The sequence below is a fragment of the Pseudomonas sp. P7779 genome (assembly GCF_013386315.1).
GTDB lineage: Bacteria > Pseudomonadota > Gammaproteobacteria > Pseudomonadales > Pseudomonadaceae > Aquipseudomonas.
In genome coordinates this window covers 26,494-47,006 of sequence record NZ_JACARZ010000035.1, presented here as the reverse complement: position 1 = coordinate 47,006, position 20,513 = coordinate 26,494, and the positions used below count along the sequence as shown (strand labels likewise).

The 20,513-nt window shown below is 61.4% G+C and carries 18 protein-coding genes; 5 read left to right on the top strand and 13 right to left on the bottom strand.

Features of this window, described 5'->3' with window-relative positions; genetic code table 11:
* Positions 1–34 precede the first annotated feature (34 nt).
* Positions 35–850 carry an AraC family transcriptional regulator gene (locus tag HX869_RS11940; protein WP_003217127.1) on the bottom strand — a complete coding sequence of 272 codons (816 nt, stop codon included), beginning with the start codon at positions 848–850 and terminating at the stop codon, positions 35–37.
* 261 nt (positions 851–1,111) lie between these two features.
* Between HX869_RS11940 and HX869_RS11935 the strand changes: the two genes are divergently transcribed.
* Positions 1,112–1,384: a DUF1652 domain-containing protein gene (locus tag HX869_RS11935; protein ID WP_003217129.1), complete on the top strand. Its 273-nt coding sequence runs from the start codon at positions 1,112–1,114 to the stop codon at positions 1,382–1,384.
* Between the two features lie 112 nt (positions 1,385–1,496).
* Here HX869_RS11935 and HX869_RS11930 read toward each other — a convergent pair whose 3' ends face one another.
* On the bottom strand, positions 1,497–3,965 hold the full coding sequence (locus HX869_RS11930; RefSeq protein WP_178903129.1) for a UvrD-helicase domain-containing protein: 2,469 nt from the start codon (positions 3,963–3,965) through the stop codon (positions 1,497–1,499).
* Positions 3,966–4,183: 218 nt separating this feature from the next.
* Here HX869_RS11930 and HX869_RS11925 point away from each other — a divergent pair, with 218 nt between their 5' ends.
* Positions 4,184–4,879 (top strand): pirin family protein, encoded by a 696-nt coding sequence (locus HX869_RS11925; protein ID WP_003217133.1) that lies wholly within the window; start codon positions 4,184–4,186, stop codon positions 4,877–4,879.
* A gap of 127 nt (positions 4,880–5,006) precedes the next feature.
* Here the strand turns inward: HX869_RS11925 and pgm are convergent, their stop codons facing one another.
* The 4 genes from pgm to HX869_RS11905 all read right to left on the bottom strand — a co-directional run bounded on the left by pgm (position 5,007) and on the right by HX869_RS11905 (position 11,285).
* Positions 5,007–6,653 carry a phosphoglucomutase (alpha-D-glucose-1,6-bisphosphate-dependent) gene (gene pgm, locus HX869_RS11920; RefSeq protein WP_087694418.1) on the bottom strand — a complete coding sequence of 549 codons (1,647 nt, stop codon included), beginning with the start codon at positions 6,651–6,653 and terminating at the stop codon, positions 5,007–5,009.
* Between the two features lie 99 nt (positions 6,654–6,752).
* Positions 6,753–8,165, bottom strand: a complete 1,413-nt coding sequence (locus HX869_RS11915) for a PLP-dependent aminotransferase family protein (protein ID WP_178903128.1) — start codon at positions 8,163–8,165, stop codon at positions 6,753–6,755.
* A 24-nt stretch (positions 8,166–8,189) separates the two neighbouring features.
* The gene (locus HX869_RS11910) at positions 8,190–9,611 is read right to left on the bottom strand and encodes a hypothetical protein (RefSeq protein ID WP_178903127.1); all 1,422 of its coding nucleotides are present in this window, start codon (positions 9,609–9,611) and stop codon (positions 8,190–8,192) included.
* Between the two features lie 651 nt (positions 9,612–10,262).
* On the bottom strand, positions 10,263–11,285 hold the full coding sequence (locus HX869_RS11905; RefSeq protein WP_003217140.1) for a zinc-dependent alcohol dehydrogenase family protein: 1,023 nt from the start codon (positions 11,283–11,285) through the stop codon (positions 10,263–10,265).
* Positions 11,286–11,533: 248 nt separating this feature from the next.
* Here HX869_RS11905 and HX869_RS11900 point away from each other — a divergent pair, with 248 nt between their 5' ends.
* On the top strand, positions 11,534–12,448 hold the full coding sequence (locus HX869_RS11900; protein ID WP_003217142.1) for a LysR family transcriptional regulator: 915 nt from the start codon (positions 11,534–11,536) through the stop codon (positions 12,446–12,448).
* Between the two features lie 20 nt (positions 12,449–12,468).
* On the opposite strand, the gene HX869_RS11895 is transcribed toward HX869_RS11900, so the two are convergent.
* From HX869_RS11895 to HX869_RS31815, 4 genes are read right to left on the bottom strand one after another with little or no spacing between them, the layout of a single operon-like run.
* Positions 12,469–12,708, bottom strand: coding sequence for a hypothetical protein (locus HX869_RS11895; protein ID WP_178903126.1), 240 nt, complete (start codon positions 12,706–12,708; stop codon positions 12,469–12,471).
* A gap of 20 nt (positions 12,709–12,728) precedes the next feature.
* Positions 12,729–14,597 carry an FUSC family protein gene (locus HX869_RS11890; protein WP_087694521.1) on the bottom strand — a complete coding sequence of 623 codons (1,869 nt, stop codon included), beginning with the start codon at positions 14,595–14,597 and terminating at the stop codon, positions 12,729–12,731.
* Entirely contained in the window at positions 14,597–15,505 is a 909-nt protein-coding gene (locus HX869_RS11885; protein WP_178903125.1) for an HlyD family secretion protein, read from the bottom strand. Before HX869_RS11885 ends, HX869_RS11890 begins: the two co-directional genes overlap by 1 nt.
* 10 nt (positions 15,506–15,515) lie before the next feature.
* Positions 15,516–15,704 carry a DUF1656 domain-containing protein gene (locus HX869_RS31815; RefSeq protein ID WP_371319406.1) on the bottom strand — a complete coding sequence of 63 codons (189 nt, stop codon included), beginning with the start codon at positions 15,702–15,704 and terminating at the stop codon, positions 15,516–15,518.
* Positions 15,705–15,831: 127 nt separating this feature from the next.
* Between HX869_RS31815 and HX869_RS11875 the strand changes: the two genes are divergently transcribed.
* Positions 15,832–16,626: a helix-turn-helix domain-containing protein gene (locus HX869_RS11875; RefSeq protein WP_003217152.1), complete on the top strand. Its 795-nt coding sequence runs from the start codon at positions 15,832–15,834 to the stop codon at positions 16,624–16,626.
* Here HX869_RS11875 and HX869_RS11870 read toward each other — a convergent pair.
* Positions 16,623–17,546, bottom strand: a complete 924-nt coding sequence (locus HX869_RS11870; protein WP_177081203.1) for a LysR family transcriptional regulator — start codon at positions 17,544–17,546, stop codon at positions 16,623–16,625. The genes HX869_RS11875 and HX869_RS11870 overlap by 4 nt on opposite strands.
* Positions 17,547–17,656: 110 nt before the next feature.
* Here HX869_RS11870 and HX869_RS11865 point away from each other — a divergent pair, with 110 nt between their 5' ends.
* A complete protein-coding gene (locus tag HX869_RS11865; protein ID WP_003210829.1) occupies positions 17,657–17,875 on the top strand; it encodes a DUF2790 domain-containing protein in 219 nt (72 codons plus the stop codon).
* Here the strand turns inward: HX869_RS11865 and HX869_RS11860 are convergent.
* Together HX869_RS11860 and HX869_RS11855 are read right to left on the bottom strand one after the other, a co-directional pair.
* Positions 17,872–19,119, bottom strand: a complete 1,248-nt coding sequence (locus tag HX869_RS11860; protein ID WP_178903124.1) for an OprD family porin — start codon at positions 19,117–19,119, stop codon at positions 17,872–17,874. The genes HX869_RS11865 and HX869_RS11860 overlap by 4 nt on opposite strands.
* 30 nt (positions 19,120–19,149) lie before the next feature.
* Positions 19,150–20,484, bottom strand: coding sequence for an MFS transporter (locus HX869_RS11855; RefSeq protein ID WP_008433830.1), 1,335 nt, complete (start codon positions 20,482–20,484; stop codon positions 19,150–19,152).
* Positions 20,485–20,513 lie beyond the last annotated feature (29 nt).

Here is a 20,513-nt window from a genome sequence, read left to right as displayed (position 1 = left end):
CACACTTCGATGGCAGTGATCCTAGAGCCTGGCCTCAGGGGCTGTCTTGCGCGCGTGCACGCAGGGAAATTTGTTTGACGTAGGCCTTGGGCGACTGGCCGGTGTGCTGGCGGAAGCTGCTGTAGAACGCCGACGTCGAATTGAAGCCGGCGGCAAACGCCAGTTCGTCGATGCGGATCGGCGGCGCGGCCATTTCCAGTGCAGCCAGCAAATGCTGGAGGCGTGCCTGGTTGACGTAGCGATAAAAACTTTGCCCCAGCACCTGGTTCAACAGGTAGGAAATCTGGTTGCGGCTGTACCCGCACTCCTTCGCCACCCGTTGCAGGTCCAGTTCGGGGTCCAGATAGGGTTGCTGGCGCTCGAAGTACTGTTGCAGGTCGTTGGCCATGTAGCTCAGTTGCTGCGGCGACAGGCCCAGGCGGCTGACGGTCGGGCGTGTGGTCTCGCGGCGGCTGGCAGACTGCTCGTGGACCAGGGAGGCGTACTCGTTGACCCGCCAGATCAAGCCATCGCGCACGGTAATCGCTTCGCTGGTGCGAAACGACACCAGGCCCTGGCCGCCACGCAAGGTGATGCGGTATTGGATGAACGCGGTGTCGCCGTCGGCGCGGATGCGGTCGGTGTGTTCGATCGCTTCGTCGGCGCCACGGGGCATGCTGGCTTGCAGGTATTCGCGCAGCTCGCCGGCACCCACCACGCGGTTCTGGAAGAAATCGTGGTACTGGATGTCCGGATGGTAGTACGACATCACTCCATCCAGGTCCCGATCCCGCCAGCACAGATGGTGACGCAGTACCAGCTTGGCCGTAGCTTGGGTTTTCTGGGAGTCATCCGGAATGATGTCTTGCATTGAGCGCTCTACGCCGGTGAAAAAAGAGGCAGCTTGCCCAACTGCCCGTACCCGCTCAACGGCCATTTGATATTTCCGACTAATGGCCTTTCGCTTAATACCACGCAGCACGTGACCCATATCAACGTTATTGAAAACAACTGCCGGACGGGACGAAAAAACTCCCATGCCCGATGCGAACGAATGCTATTTTTAATGCTCACGACGGCCAGGACCAGTGACGGTCATGGCGCCCCTGCAGCGAGCTAAAGGAAGCGCTCAATGAACAAGGTGGGCAACATGAACAAAGTGACATTCCCCAACGCCTGCCAGTTGATGCGCTGGCACTTTCATCCCATGGGCTTTGAGGCGAGCATGGATGCTCCCGGCAGCATGATCGCCCGCCTGTTCGACCGCGCCAGCGGGGAAACCCTGATTGCAATTGCCGGTATCCCTTGCGCCACGGTGATGAACGCTGCTGACGTGGAACGGATCATCGAGGCGGTTGAGGATGAACTGGAGTCGTTTGTGCCGCCGCTGTCGCTGCGGGCTTGATCTGGCAACGCAGGTATCCTGTGGCGAGGGAGCTTGCTCCCGCTGGGTTGCGTAGCAGCCCCAAAATCCTGGGAGCGNNAAGCTCCCTCGCCACAGGATTCAACGTCACCCCTTATGATTTGCTGATGCGCTGGTCGTCAAAAAACGGTTTGTCCCCGGCAACCCGGTCCGAAGCCTTTGGCACATTCACCCCTTGGCCATCCTGGCCGTCGACATACCAATAGCAATGGCTCACCGCCCGGGTAATGCCCACGTAGGCCAGGCGCAGCACTTCGTCTTTCTGCGCGCTGTCGTAAGCTTCGGTATCGCCGTCCTTGCCCAGTCCTGCCATGCGGTAGACCTGGTTCTTGTACGGCGAACTGGTCAAGTGCTGGCAGTCGCCCAGCAGGAATACCGCATCCGCTTGCAGGCCCTTGGCGCTGTGATAAGTCAGTTGCTTGAGCCGGCGGCTGCCGTACGGCAAACTAGAATCCACATTAATTACCGACTGAATATGCTCTTGCATCAATGACTTATCGCTGCTTTTTCGATACAGCATTAACACCGAATCACCCTTTTGATAGTGCGCCAGCAGTTGTTGGCCCAGCGCCGCATCGTCACGGTCACGCACCGTGACCGGCACCAACTCCTTCGCGGCTCCACTGGCCTTGGCTTTCTTGCCGCTGATGGCCGGGGCCGCCCGCACAATGTGCTCGGCAGCATCGATCACGTGCTGATGGCTGCGGTAGTTCTCGCCCAGCATCACCCGGGTGGTCGTGGGTGACGGGAACTCCTTGTTGAACTCCATGAAATACTTGGGCGAACTGCCACGCCAGCCATAGATCGACTGCCAATCATCGCCCACGCACAACAGCGAAGAGCGCTGGGCCCCACGCCCCACGTGCATGGCCGGCCCACGGCTGCGGATCTCCCGCAGGCTGGCCCGGATCCACGAGACGATCTGCGGCGATACGTCCTGGAATTCGTCGATCATCAGGTGCGACATCGGCCGTAGCAGCGGGTCGCTGAGCAACTTCAGGTTCTCCGGGGTGTTTTCGCCAAACAGCGAGAACATCCGGTTGTAGGTCATGACCGGTGGCGACTGGTCCAGCAAGTGATCTTCGAGGGCCTTCCAGAAAATGCTCAGTGCCTCGAAGTAAAAACGGTCTGGATCATCCTTGGCAAAACTCATCTTGCCCACGGCGGTGGGCACATCCAGCCCGAGGTTCTCGATGAACCCGGCGGCGGCAACAAAGCTGTCCAGCAACGGTGCCGAACCCAGCTCGCCCTTGACCTTGTAATCGAAGCCCGGGCCCGCTGTTGCGTCACCTGCCAGGCTGCTTAAAAGCCGCTTGGAAGACTCGTAGCTTTCTAGCCATATCAATGGTTTACGGCAGAAAGCTTGAAACAGGGTTCGCTTTACCGCCCATTCGGCACGTACTGACAGCTTGGACCCGGGTCGACTGACCTGGGCATTTTCCCGCGGGTCGAAGCCCAGTACGACCCAGGCATCCAGTTCGGCAATGTAGCCATGGCAGTGAAACTTCGCGCCGTTGATATCGAACGTCTGGCGATTGGGCTCGATGCCCTTGATCGGCCAGGCGCCGGCACGAAACCACAGGTCTTCGATCACATCGCAGAGTTCTTCATCGCGCTTGGCCGCCAGTTCGGTCACCGCCACGCGTTTTTGCACGTCCGGGTGATCGCGCTCCAGCTCCTTGAGTTGCAGGGCATGGCGCGCCAGCGGGGCGATCAGTTCGCGGAAGCGTTCATGGCGGCCATGCAGCCGGTGATAGCAGGCATTCAGTTGCTGGCGCTGGGCGTCGTTGATCCGCAATTCGAAGGGGTTGCTGTCGGCCTCATCAAAGCCCGCTTCGGTCCGCGCATTGAGGTTCTCGAACGCCTGCAGCCGCTCAAGGCCCGGCAGGCTGCGCACCATTGGCAGGATGCGTGAGTGAAAGGTCCGCACCACCGCTTGCGCTTCTTTCATACCAAGGGGTTGGCCCCACAAGGCGAGAATTTCCATGAGCTTGTTGATGAAGTCCTTGCGCGACTCACGGGTGAAGGTCACCACCGTCATCGAGCTCAGCTCGAAGCCCAGGTAATGGGTCAGCAGCAGGATACGCAGCACCAGCGAGGTGGATTTACCCGCGCCGGCGCCGGCGATCACCGAGGTGGACGGCGTATCGCTGAAAATCATCTTCCATTGCGCCGCACTCGGCTGGCCATGGGCCGGCAGCAGGCGCGCCACATCAGCCTTGATGCGTTTTTTCAATTCGGCGGTCAGCGGCAGGCGCCAATCATCGAACAGGTTGTCGTCAACACCCGGCGCAGTGTGCTCATCCGGCCGGAAGTCACGAATCAGCAGGACCTGGCGGCCTTCTTCGATACCATCCGCCTTGCCTTCCTTATAGCCATACTCCACGCCGGCCGTGTGGCCACTGCGAAAGCCGTCGGCCTGGCCATGCAGCCATGAGAAACGGTGCTGTGCCCGCAAGCGCGTCAGGCCGTGACCGAATAATCGGGCGGCGAGCCGTTTCAACAGGGGCATTTCGGCCAGTGGCCGCAGTTCGGGAGGCAGATCGGGGGTGTGTTGCGGCACGCGGACTCCTGCGATGCTTTAACTCGGACAAGAGCCCTATGGTCGCCGCAAATGCCCCACAGTTCCAGCCAATTGCTTTGCGCTCATGCAGTTAGGCGATGAAGTGAAGACAAGTCCTGAGCATCGGCATCGAAGCATTCGATAGGAATCCAGCATTTTTTACGCTTTTTATCGATCTGGCGCTGCTGGATGATAGCTCCCATCCACAGGAGACGATCATGCTTGAACTTCGACCTTTCAACACCCTGGGCGGCGCCAATCACGGTTGGCTGGACGCTCACCACCACTTTTCGTTTGCCGAATACCATGACCCCAAGCGCATGCACTGGGGCAACCTGCGGGTGTGGAACGATGACCTCATCGCACCGGGCACCGGCTTCCCGCAGCACCCGCACCGGGACATGGAAATCATCACCTATGTGCGTGAGGGCGCCATCAGCCATGCCGACAACCTGGGCAACCAGGGCCGCACCGAGGCCGGCGACGTCCAGGTAATGAGCGCCGGCACCGGGATCGCCCACAGCGAGTACAACCTGGAAGCTACGCCGACCAAGATTTTCCAGATCTGGATCATTCCCAATGAGGCCGGTTTGCCGCCGTCGTGGGGCGCTAAGCCGTTTCCGAAGGGTGACCGCGAAGGGTTTGTGACCCTGGCCAGTGGCAAGGCCGGAGACAGCGAAAGCCTGCGGATTCGGGCCGATGCACGCTTGGTAGCGGCAAACCTGAAAGCCGGTGAAAGTGCCGAGTATCGGCTGGACAACGGACGCCGGGCGTACCTGGTACCGGCCACCGGGGTGATTGAAGTCAATGGCTTGCGTGCACAAGCTCGAGACGGTGTGGCGGTTGAGGATGAGCAGGTACTGCGGGTGACAGCGGTTGAGGACAGCGAGATCGTCTTGGTCGACCTCGCCTGACCGAGCTTGAATGTGGCAAGGGAGCTTGCTCCCGCTGGGGTGCGAAGCGCCCCCAAAAATGGGACTGCTGCGCAGTCCGGCGGGAGCAAGCTCCCTCGCCACAGGTTAATCAGTCATAGGTTGGGCATCAGTTAGCCGAGATCGCCCCGTCCACCAACACCTGGGCCTCTTCCACCAGTTGCTTGAGGTGATCTTCGCCGATAAAGCTCTCGGCGTAGATCTTGTAGATGTCCTCGGTGCCCGATGGCCGTGCGGCAAACCAACCGTTTTCAGTCATGACTTTCAGCCCGCCGATCGCCTGGTCATTGCCCGGCGCGTGGCTGAGGATCTGCTGGATGCTTTCCCCGGCCAACTGCGTGGACGTCACCTGGTCTGGCGACAGCTTGCCCAACAAGGCCTTCTGCGCCGGAGTCGCCTTGGCATCCACCCGAATGGCGAACGGCTCACCCAGTGCATCGGTCAGCCCGCGATAAATCTGGCTTGGGTCCTGGCCTTTGCGCGAGGTCATTTCCGCCGCCAGCAGCGCCGGGATCAAACCGTCCTTGTCAGTGCTCCACACGCTGCCGTCCTTGCGCAGGAACGAGGCGCCGGCACTTTCTTCGCCACCAAAACCCAGCGAACCGTCAAACAGGCCATCGGCAAACCACTTGAAGCCCACCGGCACTTCGTACAGGCGACGGCCAATGCGCTTGGCCACGCGATCAATCAAGCCGCTGCTGACCACGGTCTTGCCCACCGCAGCATCAGCGCGCCATTCGGGGCGGTTCTGGAACAGGTAGTCGATGGACACGGCCAGGTAGTTGTTCGGCGCCAGCAAGCCACCGGACGGCGTCACGATGCCATGGCGGTCGTGGTCCGGGTCGCAGGCGAAGGCCACGTCATAACGGTCCTTGAGGCCGATCAACCCCTGCATGGCGTAGCTGGAGGACGGGTCCATGCGGATCTGGCCGTCCCAGTCGACGCTCATGAAGCGGAAGGTCGAATCCACTTCGGTGTTCACCACGTCGAGGTTCAGGCGGTGATGCTCGGCGATGGCCGACCAGTAGCGCACCCCTGCTCCGCCCAGCGGATCGACGCCCAGGCGCAAGCCAGCGTTGCGGATGGCATCGAAGTCGATGACGTTGACCAGGTCGGCCACGTAGGTGTTGAGGTAGTCGTGGCGATGAGTGGTGTCGGCCTTCAGCGCCTGGGCATGGGTGATGCGCTTGACCCCGGCCAGCTTATTGGCCAGCAGTTCGTTAGCCTTGGCTTCGATCCACTTGGTGATGTGGGTGTCGGCCGGGCCGCCGTTGGGCGGGTTGTACTTGTAGCCGCCGCTTTGTGGCGGGTTGTGGGACGGCGTGATCACGATGCCGTCGGCCAAACCACTGGTGCGGCCGCGGTTGTAGCAAATGATGGCGTGGGAAATCGCCGGTGTCGGGGTGTACTCATCGCCTTCGGCGAGCATCACGTGCACGCCATTGGCGGCCAGCACTTCCAGCGCACTGGCGCCGGCCGGGGTGGACAACGCGTGGGTGTCGAGGCCGACAAACAGCGGGCCGTTGATGCCCTGGGCTTCACGGTACAGGCAAATGGCCTGGCTGATGGCAAGCACGTGCCATTCATTGAAGCTGAGGTCGAACGAGCTGCCGCGGTGTCCTGAGGTACCAAAGGCGACGCGCTGGGTGGAGATCGCTGCATCAGGCTGGCCGGTGTAATAGGCCGTTACCAGTCGCGGGATGTCTACCAGCAATTGAGCTGGTGCCGGCTTGCCCGCAAAAGGACTGAGAGTCATGCATAAACCTCGGAAAGAGAAGGATTCGGAAAAAAGTGCAGTTTACTGGGACTTGGACTGCTCCGCGACGTTATAAATCCTACAGCAATCAGCGAAATTTCATTCAGCGCCGGTCTGTGCCTGCCTGAGCGCCAGAGCCAGTTCATCCAGGGCGTTCTCCAGGTTATGGGCGCCGTCAACGGCATGGCTCAGCCGCAGATGCTGGCAGTGCAGGCCACTGAGGCTGAACAACTCCCCCGGCGCAATCACCACCTGCCGGGTGAGCAGGCGCTGGAACACCTGGCGCATATCCACCGGGGCCTCTGAGCGCAACCAGAAGGTCGCGCCAGCGGCGGGCATTCGGTAGCTCACCTGGTTGCCCAGATGCGTGTCCAGCCGCAGGCCCATGCGCCGGGCCTGCTCTTTGAGTTGCGGGCGCAACTCCCGCAGATGCTGGTCGATGCGCCCGCTTTGATAGAGCCGCGCAATCGCGCGCTGGCGGATAGAGGACAACCGGAATGCGCGCAACAGGAACTGGCGCTGCAGCTCGCCGCTGAGGTGGCGCGACAGCAAATAGCCAAACGGCGCTTCCGGCCCGAGCATCTTCTCGAACGTGGAAAACACCATCAGCCGCTCGGGATTGGCCAGGTCCCGTAACGCGGTGATTGGCTGCCCGAAGCCGAGGTCACCATGGCTGTCATTTTCTAACAACCAACAGCCATGCTGGTCCAGCAATCGCACTAGCTGCAGGCGGTCATGGGTGGACAGGACTACGCCGGACGGCAGGCTGACACCGGATGACAGCAACGCCAGCTGCACCGGCTCGGTGCTGAGCAAGTGCTCGAACAACGCCAGGTCCAGGCCGTCGTCCGCCGTGAATGGCAATTCGAGAACCCTCACGCCTGCCCCCTGCAACAACCGCAGGATCAGCCAGTCACACGGGGATTCGACGATGATCGCAGCGCCCTTGAGACCCAGCACCTCGATCAGGATTTCCAGTACCCCGCGCAAGTCGGCGCCGATGTATACCTCGTCCGCCTGCCAGCAACGGGTCGGCGACGAGGTATAGCGCGCCGCGAGCGTCGCCCGCAGTTCCCACACACCACAGGGCTGCGACCATGGCTGCAGATGATGCGGGTAATGCCGCAACAGTTCGCGCTCGAGCAGCAACAGCGCTGCGTCCAGTGACGCCGCAAGTGCCGGCTCATCGGCGCTGAGCACGCGCATTCCCGGGCGTCGCGCACTGGCATAGAGGCGCTCCAGCAGGTCGCCACCGCTGCTGCCTGGCGGTCTATTCAATACCGGCCAGGCGTAGTAGCCCGACTTGGGCACCGAGTACACCCGGCCCTCCTTCTCGAGCAACGAATAAGCGTATTGAATGGTCGAGATCGACACATTCAGGCGCTCCGCCAGCTGCCGCAATGATGGCAGTTTTACCCGGGCATCCGTGCCCACCTCGCCGATGAGGTTGATCATGTAGCGATACACCGCCTGGTAGGCGAAGTCGGTTTGCCGGTCGTCCCTGAGGTTCATCGCTGGTCACCCGCCGCCACCCGCTTAACGCCCCGCCAGTTGGTAGGCTGCCAGGGCGGGAGCATCTTGCTGTGGCGTCTCGGCCATGCCCGGCACGCCGGTGGCTGGCCGCTTGCGATAGAGATGTTGCAGCAGGTCGATCGGCAACCCGCTGATGTCGATGGCCCATTGCACCAGCATCTCGGCCACCGGCTTGCCTTGCAGCGCCTTGTGCAGCTCGGGAAGTGCCACCAGCATGCCGGGGTGGCATTGGCGCAAAAAGCTTTCGAGGCGCTCGCCGTGACGGATAAACGGCGAAAACATCAGGCAGTTCAGTTGGCTTTCATCCAATCGGAACAGCGCCTGGGCGTAGTCGGCCGCCAGCGCTCGACCATCCTGGGTCGCTGCCTGGGCAATCAGGTGTTCGGGAATCTGCTTGCGCCGCATGAACAGCGCGGCCTGCTGCATGAAGCCCTGTGCGCCCTCCTCGTAATCCAGTTCCCGCAGGCACTCGGCCTGCAGGCCCCGCAGATGGGCCATCAGCAACGGGTTCGCATAGCTCGCGTGGCTGAAATGAAAGCCAAACTCGTCCGGTTCATAGCCCATGAACTGACGCAACAGCGGCCCGGAGGAGTATTCGGCCGCGTCCTTAAGGTCGGCAGCGCCGATATAGGCCAAGTGGCGATGGTTGTCCGTGTCGGACTTATCGGCGACGGCGTAACGCTCGCCGTAAAGGTCGCAGTAATAGGCGTTGCTCCACTCATCCATGCGCGCGAACAGCCCGCTGAGCACCAGGGGCTGGCGCGGCGGGATCTCTGCACCGCTCGCCAGCGCAGCCTTCTTCAGCCACGCCAGGTACTCCCGCTGCTTGCGCGCGGAGTCACCGCTGACCAGCGCGTGCACGCCGCCATTGCATGTGGTGACGCGCTGGTAAAAGTCACCGAGGGCCAGGTAGGCGTCGTTGCACAGGGTTTGGCGAAGATCTCCCGAAGTCAGGTGCCCCACCATCAGCATATTGCGCCGGCTGGTGTCGCGCGCCGCACTGGAGGCCGGCCGCAGGTGGTTGAACGGCAAGACTTCCTGATTCTCGACCATCAGCAATTCGACACGCGCATCGTCATGCAGGAACAGCGCGCTGTAGCCGCGATGCAGCGTGTCCAGGGCATTTTGCGACATGCCGGCATGGCGCAAGGTCGCGACCCGCAGTTGAAACGTCCGCGGCGCCCGGCCTGCAAGCGTCAGCTGGGCTGCGCGCAACAACGCCAGGACATAGCTGCTGCCGGCGCCTGCGCCGTGAGCGACCAGCACCTTGTATTCACCGATCCGCTCCATGCCGCCTGCCGCTACCACGATTCGTTGAATCAATAACTGGAGCGAGGTACGTTCTGTTCGAGAGAAATGCCCTATCAAGCGTTGCAATACTTGTTGATAGACATAGTTCATGGCTTGTTCGTGAATAGCGCTCATAGTTCTACTACCTGAGTTGAAATATCAGTTTCGGGCAATCGTTGACGGCATTTGCCTGACCTGTTGTTTCTGTAGGGGCGTTACAACATGTGACATTCAATGGAGATTAGCACCGGGCCCTACCTGCCAAGCCTGCCTTTGGGGGCTTCCAGTCCCGAAAAGGCGCCAAGCCAAGGGGCACGCAGCCCAAACCGAAAGTCTTAGGAACGCTCTGACAACTTCCTACGCTGCTTTAACTTACAAACTAGAGAAGCATCCGACATAACCCACTTCAATATTGATGTTCCGGCAAAACAGCCATGGGAAACATTATTGGGCTTGACGGATGTACGGGGTGATTTCATATATTCAATCATTGCTCAATCCTTGAGATAAAAGTGACGGGGCAATTATCGGCACTTGAATAATGATTAACAGATACAGAACGCCGGCTAAAACCGGTTCAGATGGGGGCTTGCATGGAGTATCGAGTGTGCAGACACGACAACGCCGCGCTGGGATTCAGGGCGGCGTCAGGGGCATACATCTGGTTTATCGGGCTGAAGTGCTGAAATCCCGATTCAAGCGGTGGGCAGGTTAAGTCCTGTCAAATGGCGCATTTGCCCCATGCGCCCGGGGGCAGGAATACTCGCTTGAGAATATTCCCACAGATCAAACAGTTTCTACCTGCAAGGCAACCCGTTCACGGCACGGACATTCGTCCATATAGCGGTGCGCTTCAACGAACTGGCTGAACGGAAATACCGTGGTTTTCAGCGGTACCAGCACCTTGTCGGCGGTCAGTTGGTTGATGTCACGCAGGGCTCGCTGCAAGGCCACCTGGTCCTGGATGATGCCCAGTTCCGGTTTGCCGGTGAAGTTGCCGATGCAGTGCACAAAGAACTGAATGTTCTTCTGGAACGCCGCGCAGGCCGGGAATGGCGTCTGGTTGCCACCTTGCAGGCCGTACAGCACCAGGCTGCCACGCGGCGCCAGCACATCACCCAGCAACGACATCTGCGGGCCACCCAAGCCATCGAACACCACGTCTACGCCGCGGTTGTCGGTGAACTTGTTGACTTGCATCAGCAGGTCCTGCTCTTCGGTGACGATGACCTTCTCGGCCCCGAGGGACAGCAGGTATTCGCGCTCATCACTGGTCTTGGTGGCGGCAATCACCCGCACACCCAGGGCTTTGCCCAGTTGCACGAACGATGGGCCGGCACAGTGGCTGGCGTCCGTTACCAGGGCGAATTGCCCGGGTTTGACCCGCGCCAGGTCCATGTACGCAAAGTAGGCAATCAGCAACGGCGTGTAGTGCACGCTGGCTTCGATCGGGCTCAGGACATCCGGGTAGCGGGTCAGGGCCGAGCGCGGCAGGACGATCTGTTCGCCGTACACCGGGTAGTCATTCGGGCTCTCGGCCGGGAAGCTGGCGACCTTGTCACCCACCGCCAGGTCGTCGACACCCTCGCCAACGGCCACAACCACGCCGGCCATTTCATGGCCAAGGCCGGAAGGCAAGCGGGCATGGGACGACGCCAGGTTCTGGCGCCACAGAATGTCGTACCAGCTGATGCCAATCGCCTCGACGCGCACCTGCACTTCGCCCGGTGCGGGCTTAGCGGCTGCATGCTCTTCGCATTTGAGCACCTCGGCCGGACCAAACTTGTGAAAACGGATCGTGCGGGACATCGCAAACCTCGTCAAAGTAACCTCTATTGCCATGAACTCTATCTGGGCTTTCGGGGCAAGACCACCGGTCGCCGTTAATAGTCGACATGCCTGTCATTGATTCCGCACATACGGAAAAGGTGCCAAGCCATGTAGGAAAACTGAATTAGCCGGTGCAGAGTACCAGCCTTTCCCCGTAAGATTCATGCCGGTCATTGTTCTTATATGACCGCTCCCGTCAAGTTTACTGACGCCGCCTGGGACACAAGATGAACCGTAACGACCTGCGTCGTGTCGACCTCAACCTGTTGATCGTATTCGAAACCTTGATGCATGAGCGCAGTGTGACCCGCGCTGCCGAGAAACTGTTCCTTGGCCAGCCGGCCATCAGCGCAGCCCTGTCACGCCTGCGCGGCCTGTTCGACGACCCGTTGTTCGTGCGTACCGGACGCAGCATGGAGCCCTCGGCCCGTGCGGTAGAAATCTTCGCCCTGCTCTCCCCGGCCCTGGACTCGATTTCCACGGCCGTCAGCCGCGCCTCCGAATTCGACCCGGCCACCAGCACCGCGGTATTCCGCATCGGCCTGTCGGACGACGTCGAATTCGCCCTGCTGCCGCTGCTGCTCAAGCGCCTGCGGGCCGAAGCCCCCGGCATCGTGCTGGTAGTGCGCCGCGTCAACTACATCCTGATGCCCGGCCTGCTGGCCTCCGGCGAAATCTCCATCGGCGTGAGCTACACCACCGATTTGCCGGCCAACGCCAAACGCAAAGTCCTGCGCCGCAGCAAGCCGATGCTGCTGCGAGCCGACAGCATGCCGGGCTCCATGAGCCTGGATGACTTCTGCGCCCGGCCCCATGCTCTGGTGTCGTTTGCCGGGGATTTGAGCGGGTTTCTGGATGAAGAACTGGAAAAACTGGGCCGCAAGCGCCACGTAGTCCTGGCTGTGCCGCAGTTCAATGGGCTCGGGACATTGCTGGCGGGCACCGATATTGTCGCGACCGTGCCGGACTATGCCGCTGAAGCGTTGACTTCAGCGGGTGGCTTGCGGGCTGAGGAGCCGCCACTGCCGGTGCGCACATTTGAATTGCACATGGCGTGGCGTGGGTCACAGGACAATGATCCGGGGGAACGGTGGTTAAGGTCGCGGATTCAGATGTTCTTTGGCGACCCGGACAGCCTATAAAGCAACAGCACCGCCGGGCATCACACCGAACTCGTCACTTCGCTCTGAACAGATTGCAATTCCCCGGGAACCGGCTCATCGCTGGCGATCGGCCTTGGGCCTTGAATCACGGCCAGGCGCCCGGTGCTCGGCGAGCTTTTTTGCTCTTGTTTGAATTGCTGTTGCCAGCGGGCCAGCGCCTCAGCCCCGTCCGATGCCTGCACCGCCATTGGCACAGACACAATCATCCCGAAAAGCGTCCAGATAAGGAGTTGCTTCATTTCATCTCACCTTCGTTGTTTTAGCTGAAACGGGTTCGGATATCGGCACGCTGGTATTGGTCGAGCAACCCCGCCAAATCCCGGTAACAAGCAGCCAGGTCGCGGGCACCAAGGCGGATCAGTGATCTCGACGTACGCCGGGCCTGGGCCGCGCTGATCGCTGAATCGAAGGCATATCTGGCAATACGCCGATCGCCCGCTTGCACACACCTGGCGATTGACGAATGAGGCTCCAGGTCGCGTGTCTTGCGGTGCAGCAACCTTAACTGTCGACCCAGTTGAAGCGAGACGGCACCGGCCTCATCGGCGCCCGACAGCGCTTGCAGGGCAACCATCCGGTGCTGTTGCGTGGCCTGCCACTTCAGAAGATCCATGCGGTGCCCGTGACGCAGTAACCGGCGTGTGTCCTTGTGCAGCGCGGTCCTCAGGACGTCGGCGTGGCTGGCGGGTTTCCCCGGCAGCAACTGGAAGGCCAGCAGGCAGATAGCAAGCGTCACCATCCAGGCCAGGGCTTGATTCACGAAGTCAGCGAAGTCGTATTGGGCGGTCCCGGCGGTGCCGACCAGGGTGTTGAACGTAATCAGGTAGGCGACGCCTTGCAGGGCATGGCGCGGCCGGGTCGTGGCATGAATCCCGACCGCCCAGAACGCAACCAGCACCACCGTGAGCAACCCGAACCCGCTGATGTGCGGCAACAGCAGGAACTTGCACCCCGCCGCTGCCAGGATTGCGTAGAAGGTTCCCCTGGCAAGGCTCGCAATGCCTTGCTCGGGCGCCGCGCTGGTGGCCAGCAAGGTGCAGAACGGACCCAGTACGGCCAGCAAGGTTGGCCCCTGGTCCCAGCCGGTGAGGTACCAGACAGCACCGGTCGCCAGCGTGGCCAGCAACGCTCGCACACCGTTACGCAGTGCAGCGCCGTAGTGTCGGTGAAACCCCACGGCGCGGGCCGGCGGCAGGGGCGCGCGCTCAAGGCAGGCAAAACTCGACAAGGCGCTGGCCAGTTCGGCCAATGGTTCATTCAGACGCCGCTGGCTCGCGCCTGGTTCAAGGCTGGCTTGCAGCTCCCGGACACGATCGGCCGCCACGCAAAACCCGGGCATGGCTTCAGCCAGCTGGCGCAACTGTGCGCCGATTCCAGCGTGCGAAGGTATCGCGCATTCGTCGAGCACCACGGCATGCAGATACGCAAGTCCTGCCTGCAGGGTCGCCAGCCTGGCGCGGATCAGCACCGACTCGCCCCGACCAATCCCGAGAAGGTCGTCCACTTTGCTGATATCGATGGCCAGCGGGTCCTGCGCACGCGCCGGCCCGCCGTCAAACCGCACGGCCAATAACCGCAGGGTGCGCGACGAGACGTCGCGAAGTGCCATGGTCAGTGTGCGCTCGACGGTCTTGCGGCTGAATAATGTGGCCACCAGGCTCAGGCTCAACACCCCCAGAACAACGGCCGTGCCCCGACCGACGATATGTTCGAAACCTTGCTGTGGCGCGACGATGGCGGGCCCCAGGGCCAGGCAAACGGTGTAGCCGGCGACCACCGCCGCCGTGGCCTGGTAGTGCCGAAGCACGGTCATGGCGCCGACACAAAGGCCCAGCCATACCCCGATCCCGAGGATAAACAGCAGCATTTGCTGGGCGAACAGGCTGGTCAGGACCAATGCCACAGCCAACCCCACCAGGGTGCCCAGTGCCCGGTGGAAGCCCTTGCCAACCACTGCCCCCTGCAGCGGATGGATCAGCAACAACACGGTTGAGGCGGCCGAGAACGGCGAATCCAGGTGTAATTGGAACCCCAGCCACAGGGCCAATGAGGCCGCCAAAAGACTACGCAGCACATAGCCCGAGGTAGCAGCTTCCCATGCCCCCAGCATGCGCAGTGCACGGAGCATCACATGAACGCCTGAAGCCATTGCACCAGCCTCCAGCGCGGCGCCGTGCCCTCCTCGGCAACCTCGATGCTGGCGGTCATCCCCGCCGCCAACTCCACACCGGGCGGCACCTTGTCCAGTTCAATCCGCACGGGCACGCGCTGGGCCAGGCGTATCCAGCTGAACGTAGGCGCCACCTGGGGCAAACCACTGTTACTGCGCAGCTCGTTACCGTCGGCAATGCCCCGACCAATGCTCGCCACATGCCCTTCGAGCAGCGGTGAAAAACCCATCAGCTTGATGGACGTCGCAGCCCCCACCCGAACACCAGCCAGCTTGGTCTCCTCGAAGTAACCGGTGACCCAGAAGCTATGGCTATCGACTACAAAGATATTGGTCTCGCCCGCTGCCGCGTAGTCACCCGGCTGCAGCCGCAACTGGGTCACATAGCCGTCGACCGGCGAACGAATCGTCGTGCGGTCCAGATCCAGCCGCGCATGGGCCAGTTGGCTGCGGGCCGCATCCAGGCGCGCCCTGGCCACCGCCAGGTCCCGGGCTGCGTTGTCGGTTTCCTCCCGCGCAATCGCATCGCCGAGCTGGTTGCGGCGTTTGAGCTGTGCACTGCGCTGCTCGAAAACACTGCGCGCCTCGGCAAGCTCGGCCGTGCGCTGTTGCTGGGCAAGCAAGTAGCTGCTGCGATCGATCTGGTACAGCAACGCGCCCTTGGCGACCCACTGGTTGTCACCCACCAGCAGGTGTTCGACCTGGCCGGACACCTCGGGGGCAATACGGATGACTTGCGCGCTGACACGCCCGTCCCGCGTCCAGGGGGCCAACTCATAGGCACGCCATAGTTGCATGCAGAACAGCAATGCGGCCAGCCCGAGCACCAGGGTGACGAGGGTCTTGAGGATGTGTTTGATGATCATCGCGCTGCCCTCAAAAGCTCAGAACCAAGGTCGAGAGCACGATCAGCGACACAAAGAAACGCGCCAGGCTGGGGTGCCAGGCCCAATCCAGCCCGCGCCGCAGGGCCCGCTCCAGTAGCCCGTACACCAGGGCTGCAACGCCAACGTAGAGCAAGAACGGAGGAATGTAGAGGTGGGCAATCGTGATTTCGCTGAGCATCGGTTGAATCTCGCAGTCGGCAATCACCTTGATCGCCTTGATGAAGATGGTAGGGACTGCAAGGTCGTGCCGATATTGAGTATGCTGCCAGGATATAATCAATTTCAGACAATCGAGGCGGTGCAACATGGGCGAGATGAAGCTCCAGGGCGTTGATCAATTCGAACTGGACAGTTTTGATCAGCCCGCCGTCGCGTTGATGCTCGGCAGCCAGCGCAACGACACCGAATTCCCCGTGCACAGCCACCGCAAAGGCCAACTGGTGGTGGCGTATCACGGCGGTATCGTGTGTACCGTAGAGGATGGCGTGTGGATGGTGCCGTCGGGCTTCGGCGTGTGGATTCCGGGCGGTATCGCCCACAGCAACCGGGTGACCGCCAACGGCAGGATCGGCTATCTGTTTGTCGAGCCCGGCGCCGCCGCGCTACCGGAGAAATGCTGCACGCTGGTGCTTTCGCCGCTGGTCCTGGCGTTGATCCTGCACCTGAGCGCCCAGCCCCAGGATTATCCGCCTGCCTCTGCCAATTCGCGCGTGGCGAGCGTGCTCCTTGAACAACTGGAACTGGCTCCTTCGGAGCAGTTGTACCTGCCGCTCCCCGCTGCTACGCAGTTGCGCTTCATCGCCCGCGGCCTGGCCCAGGACCCGTCAAACCGTTGCACCATGGCCCAGTGGGCACGCCAGGTCGCCATGAGCGAGCGGTCCCTGGCGCGGCTGGTCAAGAGTGAGACCGGCCTGACATTTGGCCAATGGCGCAAGCAATGGCAAATCATCGTGGCCTTGCAGAGCCTGGCCGAGGGCGAATCGGTGCAACGGACCGCCGAGGCGCTGGGGTATGAGTCGGTCAGTTCGTTCATCAGCATGTTTCGCAAGACGCTGGGCTCGTCGCCGGCGCGTTATATCCGTCGTACTGCAACGCGCTAGCCTCGGGGAGCCTCAATCACGTTCACCTGCTCCGCCAGCAACACCGGCAATTGCACCTGCAAAAACGCGACCCACGTGCGCACCTTGGCATCCAAAAAACGCCTCGACGGATACACCGCGAAAATGCTGCGCTCCCTTAGCCGATAGTCGGGCAACAGCCGTACCAGCGAACCTTCCCGCAGTGCCGCGCTTGCACTGAAAAACGGCAACAGACTGATGCCCATGCCTTCCTGCGTCGCCTTGACCATCGCATCCGCGACATTGGTCCTGAAGGTGTCACCCGGCGAAATCGCAATCTCGCCCTCTTGCCCCTTGAACAACCACGCATCCTCCTGGAAATCCTGCAGATGCAACCGTCGATGCTGCATCAACTGCTGCGGATGCTCGGGCACGCCGTACCGGGCCAGATACCCCGGTGCCGCACAGGGCACACTGAACAACTGCCCGATCGTCTGACTGACCAGCGCCGAATCCGGCAACGAATGGGCGATGGAGATCACCACGTCGTGACCCTCTTCAAGCGGGTCCGGGTTGTGCTGGGACAGGGTCAACTCGATGGACACGTCCGGGTATTGCTCGCTGTAGCGGGCAATCAGCGGCGTGATCAGCACCCCCAACCCGCTCATGCAATGCACCCGCAATCGCCCGCGCGGGTTGAGGTGCGCGCCGCTGGCTTCTGCCGTGGCCTCCCTGACGTCTTCAAGAATGTCGCGACAGCGCAACAGAAAGCGCTCGCCCGAATCGGTAAGGCCCAGGCGCCGGGTGGTGCGTTGCAACAGGCGGGTCTGCAGGTGTTTTTCCAGCTCGCAGATCAACCGTGATACGTGTGCCCCGGACAGGTCCAGCGCCTCGGCCGCTGCGGCAAAGCTGCCAGTGTCGACAACCCGGGCAAACACCTGCATGCCATTGAGCAAATCCATCAACATTGCCCCTCGATTGCTACGTGATACGTACGAGTCATTCACCTGTTCCTGTCTTTATCCCGCTGCGGCAATCACTAAAATGAACCCTACTCACAGAGGAACTCATCATGAATATCAAATGGCTCAGCCTGCTCCTGTTTTTCACCGCCGCCGGCGCCATGGCGGCCGGCAGCAATGAAGCGCTGGATATCCAACACGTTGTTTCAATCACGCCCGTGCCGGGCAGCTGCCAGGTAGAACCGGCGACCATGGTGTATCTCGACAGCCAGGGCGCCAGCCATACCGTCCACTACCAGGTCATGGGCACGTGCCAGGGCGGGGTTTAAAGCAGCTTCCAGGTGTAACTGAGGATCAGCCGGTTCTCGTCGATGTCGCTGCGGTAGTTTGAACGGGCCATGACATTGCGCACCCGAATGCCCAGGCCGCTCAATGTGCCGCTTTGCACCACATAGCCGATATCCAGGTCGCGCTCGCGATCCTTGCCTTCATAACCCGCGCCGGTGGTCACGTTGTTGCCGGTGATATAACGCACGGTGGTGGTCAGCCCCGGAATGCCCAGCGCCACGAAGTCATAGTCGTACCGCACTTGCCAGGAGCGCTCGTCGGTGTAGGCAAACTCGTAGGTGGGTACTTCGTTGCCCAGCGGCGTGATGTTGGCGAAGACCCGCGGGAAGGCACTGTCGCCATACATGGCTTGATAACCGACGTAGAAGATATGGCCGCCATGCTTGGCCGACAGCAGCGAGAAAAACGCCTGGTTGTCGATCTTGCCGAGCAGTTTGTCGCCGTCTTCCCGGGCATCGTAGTAGCCGAGGTTGGCGCCGAGCGTCCACTCACCCATTGGCTGGCTGTGCTTGAGGCCGACAAAGTCCTGGCGGTAGATGTCCTTGAGTTGGCCATGCCAGTAGCTGACGCTGGTGCGGTTGGTGTTGAAGGCGTAGTCGCCGCCGACGTAGTTGAACCCATCACTTTCAGCGCCGCGTTGCGGCACATGGCCGAGCATGGCGATCATTTTCTCGTCGCCGGCTTCGTTGCGCAGGCTGGTGGTGGTCAAGTGCCCGGCCTGCAGCGCAAGGCCGGCGATTTCGCCGGAGCTGACACTCACGCCCTGATAGCTCGGCGGCAGCAAGCGGATATCGCTGAAGGCCAGCACCGGCAGGTTCGGTTGCAGTTCGCCGACCTTCAATTCGGTCCTGGAAAACCTGGCCTTGAAGGTCAGGCCCAAACGGCTGTAATCATTCGGGGCGCTGCCGTCGCCCTTGACCGGGAGCAGGCCGGTATTGGTGCGGTCCGGGCTGCTGTCGAGCTTGAGGCCGAGGGTGCCCAGGGCATCCAGGCCAAAGCCCACGGGCCCCGGGGTGTAGCCGGATTTATAGGTCAGGATAAAACCCTGGCCCCACTCCTCTGCCTTTGATTGCTTGTTGGCGCCGACGATGTCCAAGAAATCGCGGCTGAAGTAATAGTTGCGCGCCTGCAAGGTGGCGGTGGAGTCCTCGAAAAACCCGCCCTCGGCCGCCGTCGCCGCAAGGGGCACGCCCAACAGGGATAGCCAGATACGTTGTGTGTTCATGTCGTTGCTCTTAGTTATTGTTATCGACAGTTACTGCGCCGGGGCGGCGATCACCTCCTGCCGGCCCCGACGTTCATTCAGCGCATACGCCGTCATTGCCAGCACGGCGATGGCCCCGGGGATGGCAAAGGCCATGAAGTTCAGGTGCAGCGGCAGTTCAATCCCCATCAGCGCGCCGCCCAGCAGCGGGCCGACGATGGCGCCGGTACGACCGATACCGGAAGCCCAGCCCAGGCCGGTGGCTCGAATGTTCAAGCCATAGAGTTGTGCGGCGCCGGCGTACAGCAGGATTTGCGTGCCGATGGTGGTGGCGCCGGCAAAAAAGATCAGCAGGTACAGGACCGGCATCGGGCTCTTGATACCCAGCAGGCTGATGGAGAGCAGCGCGGCGATAAAGAAACCGATCACCACCTTCACCAGGTTAAGCCGGTCACACAGCCAGCCACCGACAAGCGCCCCGGCGATGCCGCCAAAATTCAGCGCCAGCAGGAACGACAGGCTCGATCCCAGGCTGTAACCGGCACCCGCCATCAGTTTGGGCAGCCAGGAACTCAGGGCGTAGACCATCAACAGGCAGCAGAAAAACGCGACCCAGATCGCCGCCGTCCTCAAGGCCAGGCCGTGGCGGAACAACTCCAGCACCGAAGCGCCCTTGCCTTTACCGGCGCTGACGAGCAGTTGGTCTTGCGGGTCGATCCGGGTCTGCGGCGACAGGCGCTTGAGCAGCTCACGCGCCTGTTCCTTGCGGCCCTGGCGAATCAGGAACCCGATGGACTCAGGCAGCCAGTACACAATCAACGGCATCAGCAGCAGCGGGATCGCCGCGGCGAAGAACATGGACGACCAGCCAAAACGCGGCAGCATGAAAATCCCCACGCCGGCCGACAGCATGCCGCCCAGCGAGTACCCGCCAAACATCACCGCCATCAGGATGCTGCGCATTTTCTTCGGTGCGTATTCGGTAATCAGTGCGGCCGCATTGGGCATCAGGCCGCCACAGCCGAGCCCGGCAATAAACCGGCAGATTCCGAACTCAGTCGGGTTGCTGGCAAAACCGTTAATCACCGTGGCGACGCTGAACAAGGCAAAGCAGATGGCGATGCCTTTGCGGCGACCGAACTTGTCGGCCAGGCTGCCGAAGACCAGCGCGCCGAACATCATCCCGAACAGCGCATAACTGCCCAGAGCGCCGGCCTGCAGGGGCGATAGTCCCCATTCCTTCATGATCGACGGCAAGACCACGCCGTAGATGAACAAGTCATAACCGTCAAAGATCAACAGCACAGCACACAGGCTGACCACCAGCCAGTGGAAACGATTGAAATGGGCATTATCGATAATCGAATTGACGTCATGGGTTCGCATGGCAGTGCTCTCATTATTGTTGTTGTGAG